The 14,575-nt window shown below is 60.0% G+C and carries 12 protein-coding genes; 5 read left to right on the forward strand and 7 right to left on the reverse strand.

What is annotated here, in order from left to right:
* The first annotated feature begins 24 nt into the window (after nt 1-24).
* Entirely contained in the window at nt 25-1,584 is a 1,560-nt protein-coding gene (locus OHL16_RS11220) for an MFS transporter (protein WP_263367212.1), read from the forward strand.
* On the opposite strand, the gene OHL16_RS11225 is transcribed toward OHL16_RS11220, so the two are convergent.
* Nucleotides 1,575-2,891 (reverse strand): TCR/Tet family MFS transporter, encoded by a 1,317-nt coding sequence (locus OHL16_RS11225; protein WP_263367213.1) that lies wholly within the window; start codon nt 2,889-2,891, stop codon nt 1,575-1,577. The two genes, OHL16_RS11220 and OHL16_RS11225, sit on opposite strands and share 10 nt — an antisense overlap.
* Nucleotides 2,892-2,993: 102 nt before the next feature.
* Between OHL16_RS11225 and tgt the strand changes: the two genes are divergently transcribed.
* Nucleotides 2,994-4,142, forward strand: coding sequence for a tRNA guanosine(34) transglycosylase Tgt (gene tgt / locus OHL16_RS11230; RefSeq protein WP_263367214.1), 1,149 nt, complete (start codon nt 2,994-2,996; stop codon nt 4,140-4,142).
* A gap of 19 nt (nt 4,143-4,161) precedes the next feature.
* On the opposite strand, the gene OHL16_RS11235 is transcribed toward tgt, so the two are convergent.
* Together OHL16_RS11235 and OHL16_RS11240 are read right to left on the reverse strand one after the other, a co-directional pair.
* Nucleotides 4,162-5,046: a PEP-CTERM sorting domain-containing protein gene (locus tag OHL16_RS11235; protein ID WP_263367215.1), complete on the reverse strand. Its 885-nt coding sequence runs from the start codon at nt 5,044-5,046 to the stop codon at nt 4,162-4,164.
* A 92-nt stretch (nt 5,047-5,138) separates the two neighbouring features.
* Complete coding sequence (locus OHL16_RS11240; RefSeq protein WP_263367216.1) at nt 5,139-6,038, reverse strand: hypothetical protein; 900 nt, start codon at nt 6,036-6,038, stop codon at nt 5,139-5,141.
* Between the two features lie 161 nt (nt 6,039-6,199).
* Here OHL16_RS11240 and OHL16_RS11245 point away from each other — a divergent pair, with 161 nt between their 5' ends.
* Nucleotides 6,200-7,354, forward strand: a complete 1,155-nt coding sequence (locus OHL16_RS11245; protein WP_263367217.1) for a helix-turn-helix transcriptional regulator — start codon at nt 6,200-6,202, stop codon at nt 7,352-7,354.
* A gap of 46 nt (nt 7,355-7,400) precedes the next feature.
* Here OHL16_RS11245 and OHL16_RS11250 read toward each other — a convergent pair whose 3' ends face one another.
* From OHL16_RS11250 to OHL16_RS11260, 3 genes are all read right to left on the reverse strand, one after another.
* Nucleotides 7,401-8,162, reverse strand: a complete 762-nt coding sequence (locus OHL16_RS11250) for a hypothetical protein (protein ID WP_263367218.1) — start codon at nt 8,160-8,162, stop codon at nt 7,401-7,403.
* Nucleotides 8,163-8,197: 35 nt separating this feature from the next.
* Nucleotides 8,198-9,502, reverse strand: coding sequence for a phospholipase C (locus OHL16_RS11255; protein WP_263367219.1), 1,305 nt, complete (start codon nt 9,500-9,502; stop codon nt 8,198-8,200).
* Nucleotides 9,503-9,592: 90 nt separating this feature from the next.
* The gene (locus tag OHL16_RS11260) at nt 9,593-10,090 is read right to left on the reverse strand and encodes a heme-degrading domain-containing protein (RefSeq protein ID WP_263367220.1); all 498 of its coding nucleotides are present in this window, start codon (nt 10,088-10,090) and stop codon (nt 9,593-9,595) included.
* Between the two features lie 55 nt (nt 10,091-10,145).
* Here OHL16_RS11260 and OHL16_RS11265 point away from each other — a divergent pair, with 55 nt between their 5' ends.
* Nucleotides 10,146-10,931 carry a HipA family kinase gene (locus tag OHL16_RS11265; RefSeq protein WP_263367221.1) on the forward strand — a complete coding sequence of 262 codons (786 nt, stop codon included), beginning with the start codon at nt 10,146-10,148 and terminating at the stop codon, nt 10,929-10,931.
* Nucleotides 10,909-11,316, forward strand: a complete 408-nt coding sequence (locus OHL16_RS11270) for a DUF3037 domain-containing protein (protein WP_263367222.1) — start codon at nt 10,909-10,911, stop codon at nt 11,314-11,316. Before OHL16_RS11265 ends, OHL16_RS11270 begins: the two co-directional genes overlap by 23 nt.
* A 977-nt stretch (nt 11,317-12,293) precedes the next feature.
* On the opposite strand, the gene OHL16_RS11275 is transcribed toward OHL16_RS11270, so the two are convergent.
* On the reverse strand, nt 12,294-14,111 hold the full coding sequence (locus OHL16_RS11275) for a glycoside hydrolase family 15 protein (protein ID WP_263367223.1): 1,818 nt from the start codon (nt 14,109-14,111) through the stop codon (nt 12,294-12,296).
* Between the last annotated feature and the right edge of the window lie 464 nt (nt 14,112-14,575).

A 14,575-nucleotide genomic window follows, 5' to 3' on the forward strand; every position in this document is an offset into this window, starting at 1 on the left:
GCCAGCAAACGAGAGGAGCGCTGGATGAACTGCGGACGACTGCCGTGCGATGACGCACAGGTTCTCTCGAAGCCTCTGCGAACGACCGTGGTGAGCAACGGAGCGTGGGTGCTGGCGGCGACGGTGCTGGGCTCAAGCATGGAGTTCATCGACGGCACGGTAGTGAACGTCGCGCTGCCTTCGCTTCAAACGGGGCTAGGCGCAAGCGGAACGCAGGCGCAGTGGGTGGTGGAGGCGTACGGACTGTTTCTTTCGGCTCTGCTGCTGGTGGGCGGATCACTCGGCGACAGGCTTGGAGTGAGAAGGGTATTTGTTGCTGGAGTTGTCTTGTTTGCTGCGGCCTCAGTGTGGTGCGGTTCTGCTTCAGACATAGGACAGCTGATCGCGGCGCGAAGCCTGCAGGGAGTGGGAGGCGCATTGCTCGTGCCGAACAGCCTGGCTCTGTTGAGCGCGAGCTTTCCGCCGGACGGGCGAGGCAGGGCCATTGGGACGTGGTCGGGCTTCGCATCGATGATGACGGCGGTCGGGCCGGTTGTGGGCGGCTGGTTGACGCAGCATGGATCGTGGCGGTGGGTGTTCTTTATCAATGTGCCGCTTGCGCTCGTGGCGGTGTGGATTGTTATGAAGAGGGTTCCGGAGATTGCTGTTAGATCGCCCCTACGTGGATTGCGGGATCTTGACTGGACGGGCGTCACGTTGGCGACAGGTGGGCTTAGCGGCGTTACGTATGCGCTGATCGAGGGCTCGCATGGCGGGCATTGGGTGTGGCTTGCCGGCATCGTAGGGGTCATGTTGCTGGCCGCGTTTCTGTCGGCGGAGCAAAGGTCGAGCTCTCCGATGATGCCGCTGGAGCTCTTTCGCTGCCGTAGCTTTCTCGGAGCGAATCTGCTGACGTTCTTTCTTTACGCAGCGTTCGGCGGAGCGCTGTACTATCTTCCGCTCAATCTGATTCAGGCGCAGGGATATTCGCCGACGGCCGCCGGGGCTTCGCTGCTGCCGTTGATCCTGCTGATGTTTCTACTGTCGCGCTGGGCGGGCGGGCTAATCTCACGACACGGCGCGCGGCTTCCGCTAATCACTGGTCCACTGATCGCAGCGGTGGGCTTTGTGCTGCTGGCGCGGCCATCGGTCGGTGGGTCGTACTGGACGACATACTTTCCCGGAGTTCTGGTGTTGGGGTTGGGGATGACGGTGAGCGTAGCTCCGCTCACGACGGTGGTGATGAGTTCGGTCGATGAGAGCAGGACGGGTGTCGCATCGGGAGTCAACAACGCCGTTTCGCAAGTGGCTGCGTTGCTGGCGCTGGCGGTGCTTGCACCGGTCTTCTTCCATGTGTTCGCTCCATCGCTCTCGCATGGGCTTGAGCGGGCTGGTGCTTCGGTGGAGGTTGTGCAGCAGGTAGAGTCGCAGCGGATCAAGCTGGGCGCGATTAAGACGAGCGACTCGTCTGGCAGAGCAGCTGTGGAAGAAGCTTTTGTTGCAAGCTTTCGCGTGGTGGTGTGGGTCGCAGGGGGGCTGGCTGCGGCTGCCTCAGCGAGCGCCGCGCTGACGTTGAGCAAAGGTTGCGAGAAGCGTCAGGCGTGAGGACGCTGCGGTGCTTCGCTTAGCCGCGTGAGAAGAAGCGAGGCCAGAAGCAGAAATGCGGCGAAGAAGAACGGCGAGCCCGGCAGGCGAATCAACGCGTCGGCTCCGATGGATTTGCTGAAGATCCAGGTGAAGGTCCCAGGGCCAATCAGCCCGGCGATGCCTCGCAGGCCGTTGATGGCTCCCTGAAGCTGGCCCTGCTCCGAGGGGCTGGTCTTGTGGGAGAGCACGCTCTGCGCCGAGGGCCAGGTCAGCGACATCATGTTGAGCAGAGGAATGCCGAACCAGAAGAGCAGTCCTGTGCGGGAGAGTCCGAAGGCGGTGTAGCCAAGCGCGCCGCCGACAAGTCCGATCATGATGGTGCGTAGTTCGCCGAGGCGCGCGACGGTGGGTTTGACGAGCAGCCCGCCGTAGATCGCGCTGCAGATTCCGATGACGGCGAGCGACAGGCCGACAGTGCGGTTGGTCCATCCGTAGCGGTAATCGGCGTAGATGACGTAGACGTTCATCAGCGACTGCTGCGCGATGTAGCCGAGCAGAAGCACGCTCGACATCAGAAGCATGGAGTGGCGGCGCAGCAGCGTGAGCGAACCCACAGGGTTGGCGCGACGCCAGGAGAAGGCAGTACGGTTTGCCGCGGAGAGTGATTCAGGCAGCACGAAGATGCCGTAGAGGCCGTTGACGAGGCTCAGGCAGGCTGCGACCCAGAAGGGAAGTCGCGGGTTGATGTTGCCGAGGATGCCTCCGACAGCGGGGCCGAGAACGAAGCCGAGACCGAAGGCCGAGCTCAACATGCCGAAGGCGGCGGCGCGGCGCTCGCGCGGTGTGACGTCGGCCATGTAGGCCATGGCGGTGGGGATGCTCGACGACGTGACGCCCGAGATGAGCCGGCCGAGGAAGAGCCAGTGCAGCGCGGGAGCCCAGGCCATCAGGAGATAGTCGAAGCCGAGGCCGAAGTTCGAGAGCAGCACGATGGGGCGGCGGCCGAAGCGGTCCGACAGCGAGCCGAGGATAGGCGAGCAGAAGAACTGCATGACCGCGAAGACGGTCCCGAAGAGGCCGAGCATCTGCGCGGCGCTGGCCGTGTTGCCGTGGAGAAAGCCTTCGATGAGGCGCGGCAGGACCGGCGCGATCATGCCGAGGGCGAGCATGTCTAGCGAGACGGTGAGGAAGATGAAGGCCGCGGCGGCGCGGCGGCCCTTTGGAGGATGCGGCATCAGAGCGGAGCCTTCGAACGGTGAGACTAACTCGGGCTCGCTGAGCATGGGGTTCGGTTCTGTTGCCGGGTTGTCCGGGAGATCGGGCATGGCGGTGATTTGAGCGTTAGTCTAGCGCGTTCCAATTCCCCTGACTTGTAGATTTCGGTGGCCCTCTGCGAAGGCCGACGTGGCCAAACGTAAAATGAAGAGATGGCTTTACAGTTTGAAGTTTTGCGGACGGCCGGCAGCGGCGGACGGCGAGGAAGGCTTGCGCTGCCGCACGGAGTCGTCGAGACGCCCGTATTCATGCCGGTAGGAACAGCAGCGAGCGTGAAGGCGGTGGAGCAGGGTGTTCTGGAGACGCTGGGCGATGAAGGCAGCGGCGCGAAGATCATCCTGGCGAACACGTATCACCTGTACTTGCGGCCGGGGCATGAGCTGATCGCTCGGCTGGGCGGCGTGCACAAGTTCATGGGCTGGGATCAGCCGATGCTGACGGACTCTGGCGGCTTCCAGGTCTTCAGCCTGAGTGAACTCAGGAAGGTGACGCCGGATGGAGTGGAGTTCCGGTCGCATCTCGATGGGTCGAGGCACTTCTTCTCGCCCGAGCACTCGATGGATGTGCAGATTGCTCTTGGCGCGGACATCGCCATGGCGTTCGACGAGTGCGTGGAGACTCCGGCGAGCTGGGAGCGCACGAAGGAGTCGATGGGCCTGACGCACGCATGGGCGCAGCGGTCGCACGATCACTTCGCCGCGAATGCGCATCGCGTGCCGTGGCACGAAGTGCTGAATGGCGCGACGCAGAGCCTCTTCGGAATCGTGCAGGGCGGCATGTACGCCGATCTGCGCAAGGAATCTGCCGAGCGGCTGGTGGAGATGGACTTTCCCGGCTACGCGATCGGCGGTCTTGCCGTGGGTGAGCCGCGCGAGGTAACGCGGGAGATGATCGCCCGCACGCTCGAATTGCTTCCGAAGGATAAGCCGCGCTACGTGATGGGAGTCGGCTATCCAGACGAGATTGAGGAATACGCGAAGATGGGCGTCGACATGATGGACTGCGTGTTGCCGACACGCGCAGGACGCCACGGTCTGCTCTTCGCGCGCGAGGCCGACGGCAGCGTCGTGCGCATGAACATCAAGCGCAAAGAGTACGCCGAGGACCAGGGGCCGATCGACGCGGCGTGCAGGTGCATGGTGTGCCGCAGATACTCGCGTGCCTACCTGCGGCATCTGTTTGTTGCGGGTGAGCCGCTGGGGCTCTCGCTGAACTCCATCCACAACCTGCACTTCTACCTGGCTACGATGGAGCGGGTGCGGGCGGAACTGGCAAATGCCGCGGAGCGGGCTGTTTTGTAGCGATCCGTTCAGTTTTGTGTCAGGCTTTGGCCGTAGCGCACACTTCAAGTCGCCGCGATATGGGGTACCTGCCACGCCTCCTCCGAAACGTGCAGAAAGCGCCGAGGGCACCTGTGCTCAGCAGTGCAAGGCTGGATGGTTCGGGGGTTGGTGTCGTGTCGGGGATTAAGCCGGGGCTGAAGCTGAGGCTGTAGTCAGGGTCGGTGGTGGCAAGAGTGAAGGTTGGATCTATTCCGGCAAAGGTCTCCAGGTACCCTATGTTAGGGTTACCGCCGCTTAGGACAATCGAGAAATGGGATTCGGTCAAGAGGTTTACGACATAGGCGGTGTTGGTTTGAAGTTGCAATGTCGTATTGACGTTGAAGCTGGTGCTACCCGAGCAGGGGTTGACCAGACTGGACGTGTCGCCCGCGCAAGCCATGTCATCGATCATTGCTGGACCGCTCGCAGGCGAGACGGTAAAGATGGCCTCGGAGCCAAGGTTTGAGAACGCGCCAGACGCATAGGCGTCTCCCGCACCTGCGACGTTGACCCCAACGGTTCCAGCGGGCCCGTTGACTTCAAGCTCGTACCGGATGATCGTCCTGGAGTCTAAACTCTGACTTGGTCCAGTTCCGCCGGGTTGCCCTGAGATGGTCACGCGACTCATTGCCGTCGGGTCGGCGCCGCCCTGGGTTTCTGCGGTAGCCGCACTTGAGCTGCCAATGAAGCCGGCACTGTGGACGACCAGATCGCCATATGGCGAGAATCCCTGGTACACACCGCCACCGCCGACCGGTCCCCCTATAACTGTCAGAATCTGAGTGGCGGTGGCTGGTGGCAAGGTATCGGCAAGGGCGGGATTACACATGGGCAACGCCAGACAAAGGATTCCAGCGAAGATCCACTTACTTTGGTTGATCATTTGACTCAATCTCCACTTCTAAAATTGGGGAGGATTTCTCAACAACTCACGCAATCGCATCTCCCATTGTGGGGAGATATTTATGGTGAAACCTAAAATTTGTAGCCGAAGCCGATGGAGATGACAGGGTAAAACCGGAAGTACTGGCCAATATCGTCGCTGACAATCTTTTGCTGTGCGGCCAGGTTGGACTGGATACCGGTGTCCGTCGCCACATCGCGGCAGTTCAAGCCGGAAGGATTGCATGCCTTGCCTGCGAGAACCATCGACACTTTCGGTGCGCCCTGATAGACGAATCCCAGCTCAAGGGGAACGCTGATGTGTCCGTGCCTGGGAGCGATATTGCCCCATCCAAAGGTGAACATCGGCGATGCCGTACGAGTTGTGAGCGCCGCGTTTCCAGTGACTGGAACAGAGGTACTGCTTACATAGGATGTATGGTTGAGCGTGAATGATTGGCCGGATGGCACGGCTAGGTTTGCGGCCGCGCTCAGTCCGCTGTAAAGTTGCACCCCGGGGCTCACACGAAACGAGCCGCCAAACGGGAACCAGTCCAGTAATGCTTCGACGGAACGGAGTTTCAGGGTTCCTGTGTAGTTGATGCCGTCATTGGTGTAAGTTGCGCTGTTGTAGGAAAAGAAATTGCCCTCTACCCGCAGGTTCGTTCGCTGTGAGAGTGGAGCCGCCACCTGGCCTCCAATCCCAAGCGTCCCTACGGAGACGGCTGCGCCTACAGTGGAGAACGGCCGGGTCGGGGCGACAAGGTGAGCGCCGGAGGTGAGGACCGGCGTCTGCTTGTCGGATGCTGTTTCCGTATCCGTCGTATTGGTCGTAACGCTGCTGCTGAAAGCCGCGACCGCTGGCTCGATAGCAAAGAGCTTCGGCGATACCGGGGTTTGGGCAAAGACGGCGGGTGAACCGCAGGCGAGCAGGATGGCGAATGGCGGCACCGGCAGGATGAGAAGCGAGGCAGACAGGAATATCGATCGCAAGGCAGTTCTCCAAGAGTGGTATTGAGCGTCCTCCTATCTTTCCCAACAATTCACGCAATGGCATCTCCCATATGGGAGATATCTGTGGCACAATCGGAAAACTCCCCTAAAACTTGTTTCACGGACGGTCCTGCGTTTAGTGCAGAGCTTCAGAGCCGAGGATGAAGGTGTACGAGAATCCGGAAGAGGTGCTTGGTGGGATCGGTAAGCTGCTTGGACTGATCGAACTGGTCTACAGCGCGGTTGATGACGCTTCACTCTGGCCGGTTGTTCTGGACCAGATAGCCGAAACGATACAGGGCAGAGAGTCGTTGCTGTTTGCCAGTTTTCCCGATCCAGCCACGCCCAATGTCTCGTGTTTGGCACGTATGGATCCTGAGGTTTTGGTGCCCTACGCGGAGCACTACCATGCGGTGAATGTGCTGGCGGAGCGGTGCGATGCCATGTTTCCCAATGGCACGGCTCGCTATGCCCATCGAGCGGTGCCGAACGACGAGTTTGAAAAGACAGAGTTCTACAATGACTACTTTGAGCCGAATAACATGCACTACTCCATGGGGCTGAAGATCCCTATGGGCGGTCTGGAGCCTGCGTATGTTACGTTTATGCGGCCCAAACATAACAACCCATTTGAAGACCGCGAAGGAACTGTTCTCGAGACGCTAATGCCGCATTTGCAGCGGGCCCTGATGCTGCATTTAAAGATGTCGCAGTTGCGGTTGAATGCCGAGGGACTGGAGGCCGGACTGGATGTGTTCGGCCATGCCGTCTTCGGGGTAAATCGCCAGGGAAGTGTGGTGCTGTCGAACCGGCAGGCGGAGAAGATCGCGGCGAACGGAGACGGAATCCGGCTGATCAACGGACGCCTTGCAGCTACTTTTCCGAAAGAGAACAGCCTTTTGCAGGCGCAGCTCTCTGAGGCCGTCGCGGCGGGGGCACGAATCGGAGTCTCGTCCGGCGGTTCGTTGTCGCTAAGCCGCAGGCCGGGGCGCTGCTCGTTGCGGGTGACGGTGATTCCCTACCAGTCGCATTTGCTGGACAACTACGGGCAACTGGCGGCGCTGGTCTTCGTCAGCGATCCGGAGGCGGCGATGCCCTCCCGGTGCGACATTCTGCGTAGCCTCTTCGGGCTCACGCCGGCCGAGGCTCGGATCGCCGACATGCTGGCCGGCGGCAGAGAGGTCGGCGAGATAGCGGCGAGGTCCGGCATCACGCTCGAGACGGCACGGTTCCACGTGAAACGCGTGCTGACTAAGACCGGCGCCCGCCGCCAAACGGAGCTGGTGCGGCTGATGCTGTCGCTGCCGGGGCAGTGAAGTCGGATACGAAGCGACTGGACTGTGCAGGCTGAAGGGAACAGTGTCAATCTTGCCTGCACCTCTCCGCAAAGACAGTGTCTGTTTTAACTACGGCAGCTTCCACAATGAGTTCAGGATCCTCTTCGGGGAGTCGGAGCAGATGGAGAATCCAGAAGACAACAACCCCCAGATAGGCCAATGCCAGTCCGTACGACCACGCGGCATACTCCGCGTTGCTGTGGTGGAGCGAGGCGCGGGCGCGGCCCAGACTGGCGGCGAAGCTGGCTGCGCTGTAGAGGGCGAATCCTCGCAGAAGAGAGCGAGTGGGCTCGGCGACGGTGCGGAGGATCACGCTCCAGCTCCAGAGCAGAAGGAGGAAGACGGCGAAGAAGATCTGCGCGCGGTCGGGCTGCACCGTGGCGCGGGGAACATGGCCGGTGAGTTCGGTGAGCGTAGCGGCAGCGATGGCCAGTGCGACAGCAACGAGAATGCGGGAAGCACGGGTGTGGCCCTCAGAGTAGTTCTTCACGCAGACGAGTAAGGCCGCGAACGTGATTCCCATGCCGAAGTCGGCCAGGACCTCGAACGATTGCGAGAGGTCATTGAGGCTGCGGTATGCCTCAGCATTCAGGAGGCCGTAGGTGAGGTAGAGCGTCGCGGAACGCACCAGATAGAACGCGATCAAGCCAGTAAAGTAAGGAGCGCGGCGCGCCAGTCCACGCGTGAACAGCACGGTGAGCAGCATTGATTGCAGCAGCAGGCCGGAGGCCCAGACGAGGGCGTCGAGGTGCGCGCGGCTTATCGGGTTGAGGGAAGGAAGGTGCATGGCTGCGATCCTCGTTGCTGCGAGCCGGGCCGGGTCTAGTCGTCGTCAGGCGGGCCTGAGGGTCCTTCGTGGATGAGGTACTCTACGGTGCGCTGGGTGTGGAGCGGGATGAAGGGTTGCGGCGGCTGTGTGTAGTCGAAGCAGTCTGAGAAGTTGTCGGCGGAAGCGTCGCGCGCGCCCAGGCTGGGGAGGCCGTAGATGGCCTCGATGTAGCTGAGGAAGCCGCTGGACTCGTGCGTAACGTGCGAGACGTAGCCGTGCCGGGCGTAGGGCGAGACGACAAGCACGGGGACGCGGAAGCCGAGTCCCATCTTGTCGACCTGTGGCGGAGAGACGTGATCGTACCAGCCTCCCCAGTCGTCCCATGCGATGAAGATGGCGGTAGACTCCCAGTATTTGCTGGCGCCGATGGCGTTGATGATAGAGGCGATCCAGTCCGGCCCTTCGGTGCTTCGCGAGCCCGGATGATCGGAGTGCGCAAACGAAGGGATAACCCAGGTGACCGCGGCCAGCTCGCCCTTGGCAATATCGCTCAGGATGCTGGTCTCGGGCGCGATAACGTTGGCGCTCCAGTCGGAGCTGTAGCGGATGTGGCGAATGGCCTGAAAGGCGGAGAGGGCGAAGTAGTCGTTTTGCCCATCGCCGGGGGCATAGTAGCGCCAGCTTATATTCTTTGCGTCCAGCAGGTCGGCCATCGTCTGGTAGTCGAAGCAGGGGTAGACTCCCGGCAGGTCGGTGCCGTTGGGGCCGACGAGCGCGACGCGGGAGTTGGCCGCGGCATCGCATCCCCAGATTCCGCCGCTCGGGTTCTCCGAGGTGTTGCCGGACTGCGCGGCGATCATGTACTGATGGGCGACGAAGCTTGGGCCGGTGTTGGACTGGAACATGCGGTCGCCGAGGGTATATTGCCGGGCGAGCGTCCAATAGGGGACGATCTCGTTATGCGGCACGTAGGAGTAGGCCGCGGTCGGACTGCTTCCGCGTACAGCGAAGCCGTCCATCGTGCCGTTGTTCCAATCCCTCCACCAGTCGGGGTGGCTGTGGCCGAGGTCGCGCGGATCGGTCAGCGAGACCGGCACGAGCGGGACTGGTTTCCCGTGGCTCATGCCGGTCTGGACGGTGTCGGCTCCGGGAAAGCCGTTGAAGAGGTTATCAAAGGTCCGGTTCTCCTGCATGAGGATGACGACATGCCGGATGGGAGTGGCTCCCACCGGAGAGGTATTCGTCGAGACAGACGAGAGGATGCCTGAGCCGCAGCCTCCCAGCGCCGCCGCAAGGGCAAGGACGATGAGCGCTGAGCCCAGGTACATGCCAGGTCGCGTGGATGCTCGAGTCAACATACAGATCGTATCGGCTTTCGAATGAGAGGCTTTATAAGATCACAGACATCGCTCGCTTGTCGCCGCGACTTTTGTGGGATGTGCGAGCGCTTATAGGCGCAGCGAGGCGTACTCGCGCCCGAGGTGCAGGCAGAGCGCCTCGACGACGAGGTTGTGGTCTTCGCTTTGGGGCAGGCCGGAGACCGTGACAGCTCCGACTACGCCCGCGTTGGTGACGTGCAAGGGGAAGCAGCCGCCGTGTGCGGCGTAGTCTTCCTCGGGAAGGTTGTAGCGTTCGCTGAAGCTCTTGCCGAGGTGCTCGAGGTAGAGGCCGACCTGATAGGAGCTGCGGTGGAAGCGGGCGACGACGTTGACCTTGCGCTCGACCCAGCGGGCGTTGTCCGGCGTGGTTCCGTCGAGGGCCGTGTAGAAGAGCCGCTGATGCGGCTGGCCGAAGCGGCGGACATCGATCACGATGCTGTGGTTGCGCGCGAGTGCGAGATCGCGCAGCGTGGTTCCGAGGCTCCAGGCGGTGTCGTGGTCGAAGCGGGGCAAGTGCAGTTCGGCCTCCTGCCGCTGGATGAGTTCGATGTCGTTGCTGATGGCCATGCGAGAAGCATAAATCCAGCCTGGACAGCATGCGCGAGCCGCTACACTGGAGCGGATGGAGCTGCGGACGGTTCGGGCGACACAGTACGTTACAGCGCTGCGCGAAGGCGGCTCGCTGCCCGCGATCATCGAGGCGGATGATCTCGGGATGTACGTGCTCAAGTTTCGCGGCGCGGGACAAGGGCCGCTGGCGCTGGTGGCGGAGCTGGTGGCGGGCGAGATCGGCCGCGCGCTGGGGCTTGATGTTCCGGAACTGGTGTTTGTCGAGGTGGACGCCGCGCTTGGCCGCAACGAGCCAGACCGGGAGATTCGCGATCTGCTGAAGGCTAGCGTCGGGCTGAACGTGGGGCTCGACTATCTGCCCGGCTCGACGATGTTCGATCCGGCGGCCGGAGACAAGGCTGACGCTGCGACGGCTTCGCTGGCGGTGTGGTTCGATGCGTTCGTGGCCAACGTGGACCGCACGCCGCGCAACGCCAACCTGCTGAACTGGCACCGCGAGCTCTACTTTATCGACCACGGCGCGGCGCTCTACTATCACCACGACTGGGAGACGATGCTGGAGAAGGCAAAGAGCCCGTTCCGCGAGAGCAGGAACCATATTCTATTGCCGTGGGCGCGCTCGCTCGATCAGGCGGACGAGAAAGCGCACGGCCTGCTGGGATCCGAGTTTTTCGAGGAGGTGCTGGAAGCTGTGCCCGACAAGTGGCTGTTGCGAGAGAACGACGGTCTTGCGGCCGGCGAGAAGCGGCACATATATCTGGATTTTCTGTTGCGTCGGCTGAAGGCTTCGTCGAAGTTTGTGGAGGAGGCGAAACGTGCCCGTGCCGAGTTCGTTTGACTATGCGCTGGTGCGCGTTGTGCCTCGCGTGGAGCGCGAGGAGTTCATCAACGCGGGCGTGATCGTCTTCTGCCTCGAGCGGAGGTATCTGGAGGCGCGCGTCTTCGTCGACGAGGCGCGGCTCAGGGCGTTGTGGCCGCAGCTCGATGTGGAGCTGGTGCGGAAGCACCTGGAGGCTATCCCGAAGATCGCGGCGGGCGATCCTTCGGCGGGGCCGATCGCGAAGCTGTCGCAGAGGGAGCGCTTCCACTGGCTGGTCTCGCCGCGCAGCACGATCATCCAGGTCTCGCCGGTGCATAGCGGCATCTGCGAGGAACCGGAGAACACGGTGGAGAAGCTGGCGGAGCGGCTGTTGGGCACCCCCCACCCCCCTCCCCCTATGTAGCGATGTTAAGTTGTTTTGTTTCAGCAACATAATGTGGTTACTGGCTCGTAAAATATTCATGGTAAAGGGGTTAGGGGTCAAAATATTCCATCGAAAGGAGTTAGCGGCGCAAAAAGCAGAAGCCCCGGGTGACCGGGGCTTCTGCTTTTTTCTGCTAGGTCTATTTTAGCAATATGGCAGGGAGTGCTCTGCCACTCGTAAGTGGATTGTTTTTATGGGATTAGGTGGTTTGGGGGCTTGACATGGGTTTTTGCTGAGAAATTTTGGGAATGCAGTTGTAAGGGCGTTGGAATGAGTCGCTTGCAGATTTAGTCCGGCGGCAAAGTCAAGACAGATCACGACGGGTGCGATCCGTTGGTCGATTCCGGGTAGCGCCAGTTCATGAAGAGGCCTGTTATCGGCAACTGAGAATGATGGTGCTTGTCCGACTAGCCGGCTTCGCGGCCCAGTGATTCCTTCCGGATAGCCGACAATACGCCAGCAACGATCAGTAGGTATGGCTGGCGTGCAGACCGACCACACTCATCGCTTGCACCACTCTTCGCCTTGCCGCATAAACAGATGATGGCATCCTTGGGGGCAAGTGGGCAGGAACAGGCAACGCCTCGCCAGGCTGCCACAATCCCAAGTGACGCAGCAATTCAGGCATCTCGGAGTCAGCTACGGCGAGCGGATTGCCATCTCGGTAGCCGGTGCGACCACGATAGCGGAGAATTCGACGTATTGGCCTGATTCCCCTGCTCGATAGACCTCACCCAGTAGGTATAGGGCGCGTGCTCGGTAGGGTAGATGGGCTACGCGAGCGCCTGTCTCCGAAACGATCCGTGCGTGTGTCTCCGTTTGTGGTCGGCAGGGTTAACTGTTTTTCAGCCGGGCTCGATAACTCCGGTTCTACGGACCCCTAATGTTGCTTCACATTCTATTGTGATTTGCTTCCTATTCAACATTGAACACGGGGAAGGAGCCTATTTCGGGATCTAGCGCCACACCGTCTCTCCTGTTCCCGAGAGGGCCCTGTCAAGATAGGTTGCCGCGCTGATCAGCGCAAGATGTGTCAACGCTTGGGGGAAATTCCCAAGATGTTGCCCATTCGCACCAAGTTCCTCCGAATACAGGCCGAGATGATTGGCATATCCCAAGAGCTTTTCAAACAATAACTGGGCCCTCTCCAGGTCACCAGCACGGGCCAGGCATTCCACATACCAAAACGAGCACGCGATGAAACTCCCCTCCTCACCCGGAAGGCCGTCTACATGTGTGCGTTTCACGTCGTAGCGACGGACAAGCGTGTCTTCGATCAGTCTTCCTTCTATGGCTCTCAGAGTCGAGATCCACATTGGGTCCACGGGGCTAATGAACCTCATCATTGGCATCAGCAGCGCCGAAGCGTCCAAATCTTCCGTCCCTTTAGCTTGCACAAAGGACTGGAGTCGGTCATCCCAGAAGTTCGTAAAGATGTCGTTCCGAATTTCGTCTCGCGTGCGTTGCCACTCATCGAGAGGGCCCGAAAGCGAGCGTTTCTGTGCAAGACGCAAAGCGCGATCGAAGGCAACCCAAGACATTACGCGAGAGTGGAGGAATCCTCTTCCTCCACCGCGAACTTCCCATATTCCCTCGTCAGGCCGTTGCCAGTTCTTTCTCAACCATTCGAGGATGCGCTGAACATCCTGCCATCCGGCATATGAGATAGGATCGCCGTATTTATTTGCCAGGTAAATGGCGTCCATCATTTCACCGTAAATATCCAATTGCAGCTGCTGATAAGCGGCGTTTCCGATGCGTACTGGCCGTGAACCCTCGTACCCGCTCAGGTGGTCCAGCGTCAGCTCGTCGAGCTTTTGTCTGCCATCGATTCCATACATTACTTGCAATGGTCCTCGCTCCGCGTTATCACCCAGCCGCCCCTTCAGCCATTCAATGAATGCCTCCGCTTCTTCGACAAATCCGAGTCGAATCAGTGCATAAAGCGAGAATGTCGCATCTCGCAACCACGTGAAGCGATAGTCCCAATTCCGCACTCCCCCAATACTCTCCGGCAGAGAAAATGTAGGCGCTGCGATTAATGAACCATGCTCTCGGCTAATCAGCAACTTCAACATCAAAGCCGAGCGGTTGACCATCTCTCGCCAGCGACCCTTGTATTTCGATTTCGCAATCCATGTCTTCCAGAAGCCGCTTGTTTGTTGGAAGCGCTGCCCTACAAACTCCATCTCAGGTGGTTGATCGCGGGGACGGAGTCCACCGAGCACAAAGGTTGCGGTTGCGCCGGCTTGCAAGTCGAAGTGTGAGATTACGTCCTCGGAGTGCTGCTCCAAAGCAACAGTGGAGTACAAAGCCATTGGCGGGCAAATATCGTCGATCGGGAAGAACGTCGCGCAGCGCTCCGCGATTTCCGTCCGGTGCGCTGATCTTGCATAGTTAAATCGTGGCTGGCAATGCATTTTGAAATGTACGTTGCCTCTGATCACCGAGACCGTCCGAATGATTTCATTCGGCTGTTCCACGTCCTTCTCAATCGGCATGTAATCCGTCAACTCGGCTACACCTTCCTCGGCAAGAAATCGCGTCAGCAGAATGTTTGTATCCGGCAAATAGAGCTGGCGTATTCGCATGTTCGTGAGCTGGGGCTGAATCTGGAACCGGCCACCCTCGTTTGCATCGAGCAGCGCAACAAATACAGTGGGCGAATCGAAATCCGGGTAGCAGAGAAAATCGATCGAGCCGTCCATGCCTACCAATGCAATCGACCGCATGTTGCCTATAACGCCGTAATTCTCAATAGGCTGAAAGCTCATATGTTCCGTTTTCCTTCCTTACGGATTCCATCAAACGATCGGAGCATACACTCATTTCGTCACGCAAGCAGATATGCAAGTCGACGCGTCGCGGCTATGTGCGCTATCAATATGATTCTCTGCGAGGGCTCTCCAGAAGCCCGCAGACTCTTAAAGATTCGGAAACTAATCAAGGGCATCCGTGATCAGGTGGAGATGATGTTCCAGGACCCTAAGATGCAGGCCGGACGCCTCAGCCGGATTGAGGAACTGTTGCCCTGGAACATGGCTGCCGAAGTCTCTTAATCTCATCTCCGAGGTGTCCACTAAAAGGTAGTGGACACTCAGTGGAGCTTCTGCGGCCAATTCGCCCGGCACGGAACATGGCTTGTCCCGTCGGCCAGCAAGAATTTCTGGCGGTCGAGAATTTTCTGCCCGAGGTCTCGTAGCGTCATAGACTGGAACCCACAGGCAGCCAATAACTT

It is taken from the genome of Edaphobacter bradus, from assembly GCF_025685645.1.
GTDB lineage: Bacteria > Acidobacteriota > Terriglobia > Terriglobales > Acidobacteriaceae > Edaphobacter > Edaphobacter bradus.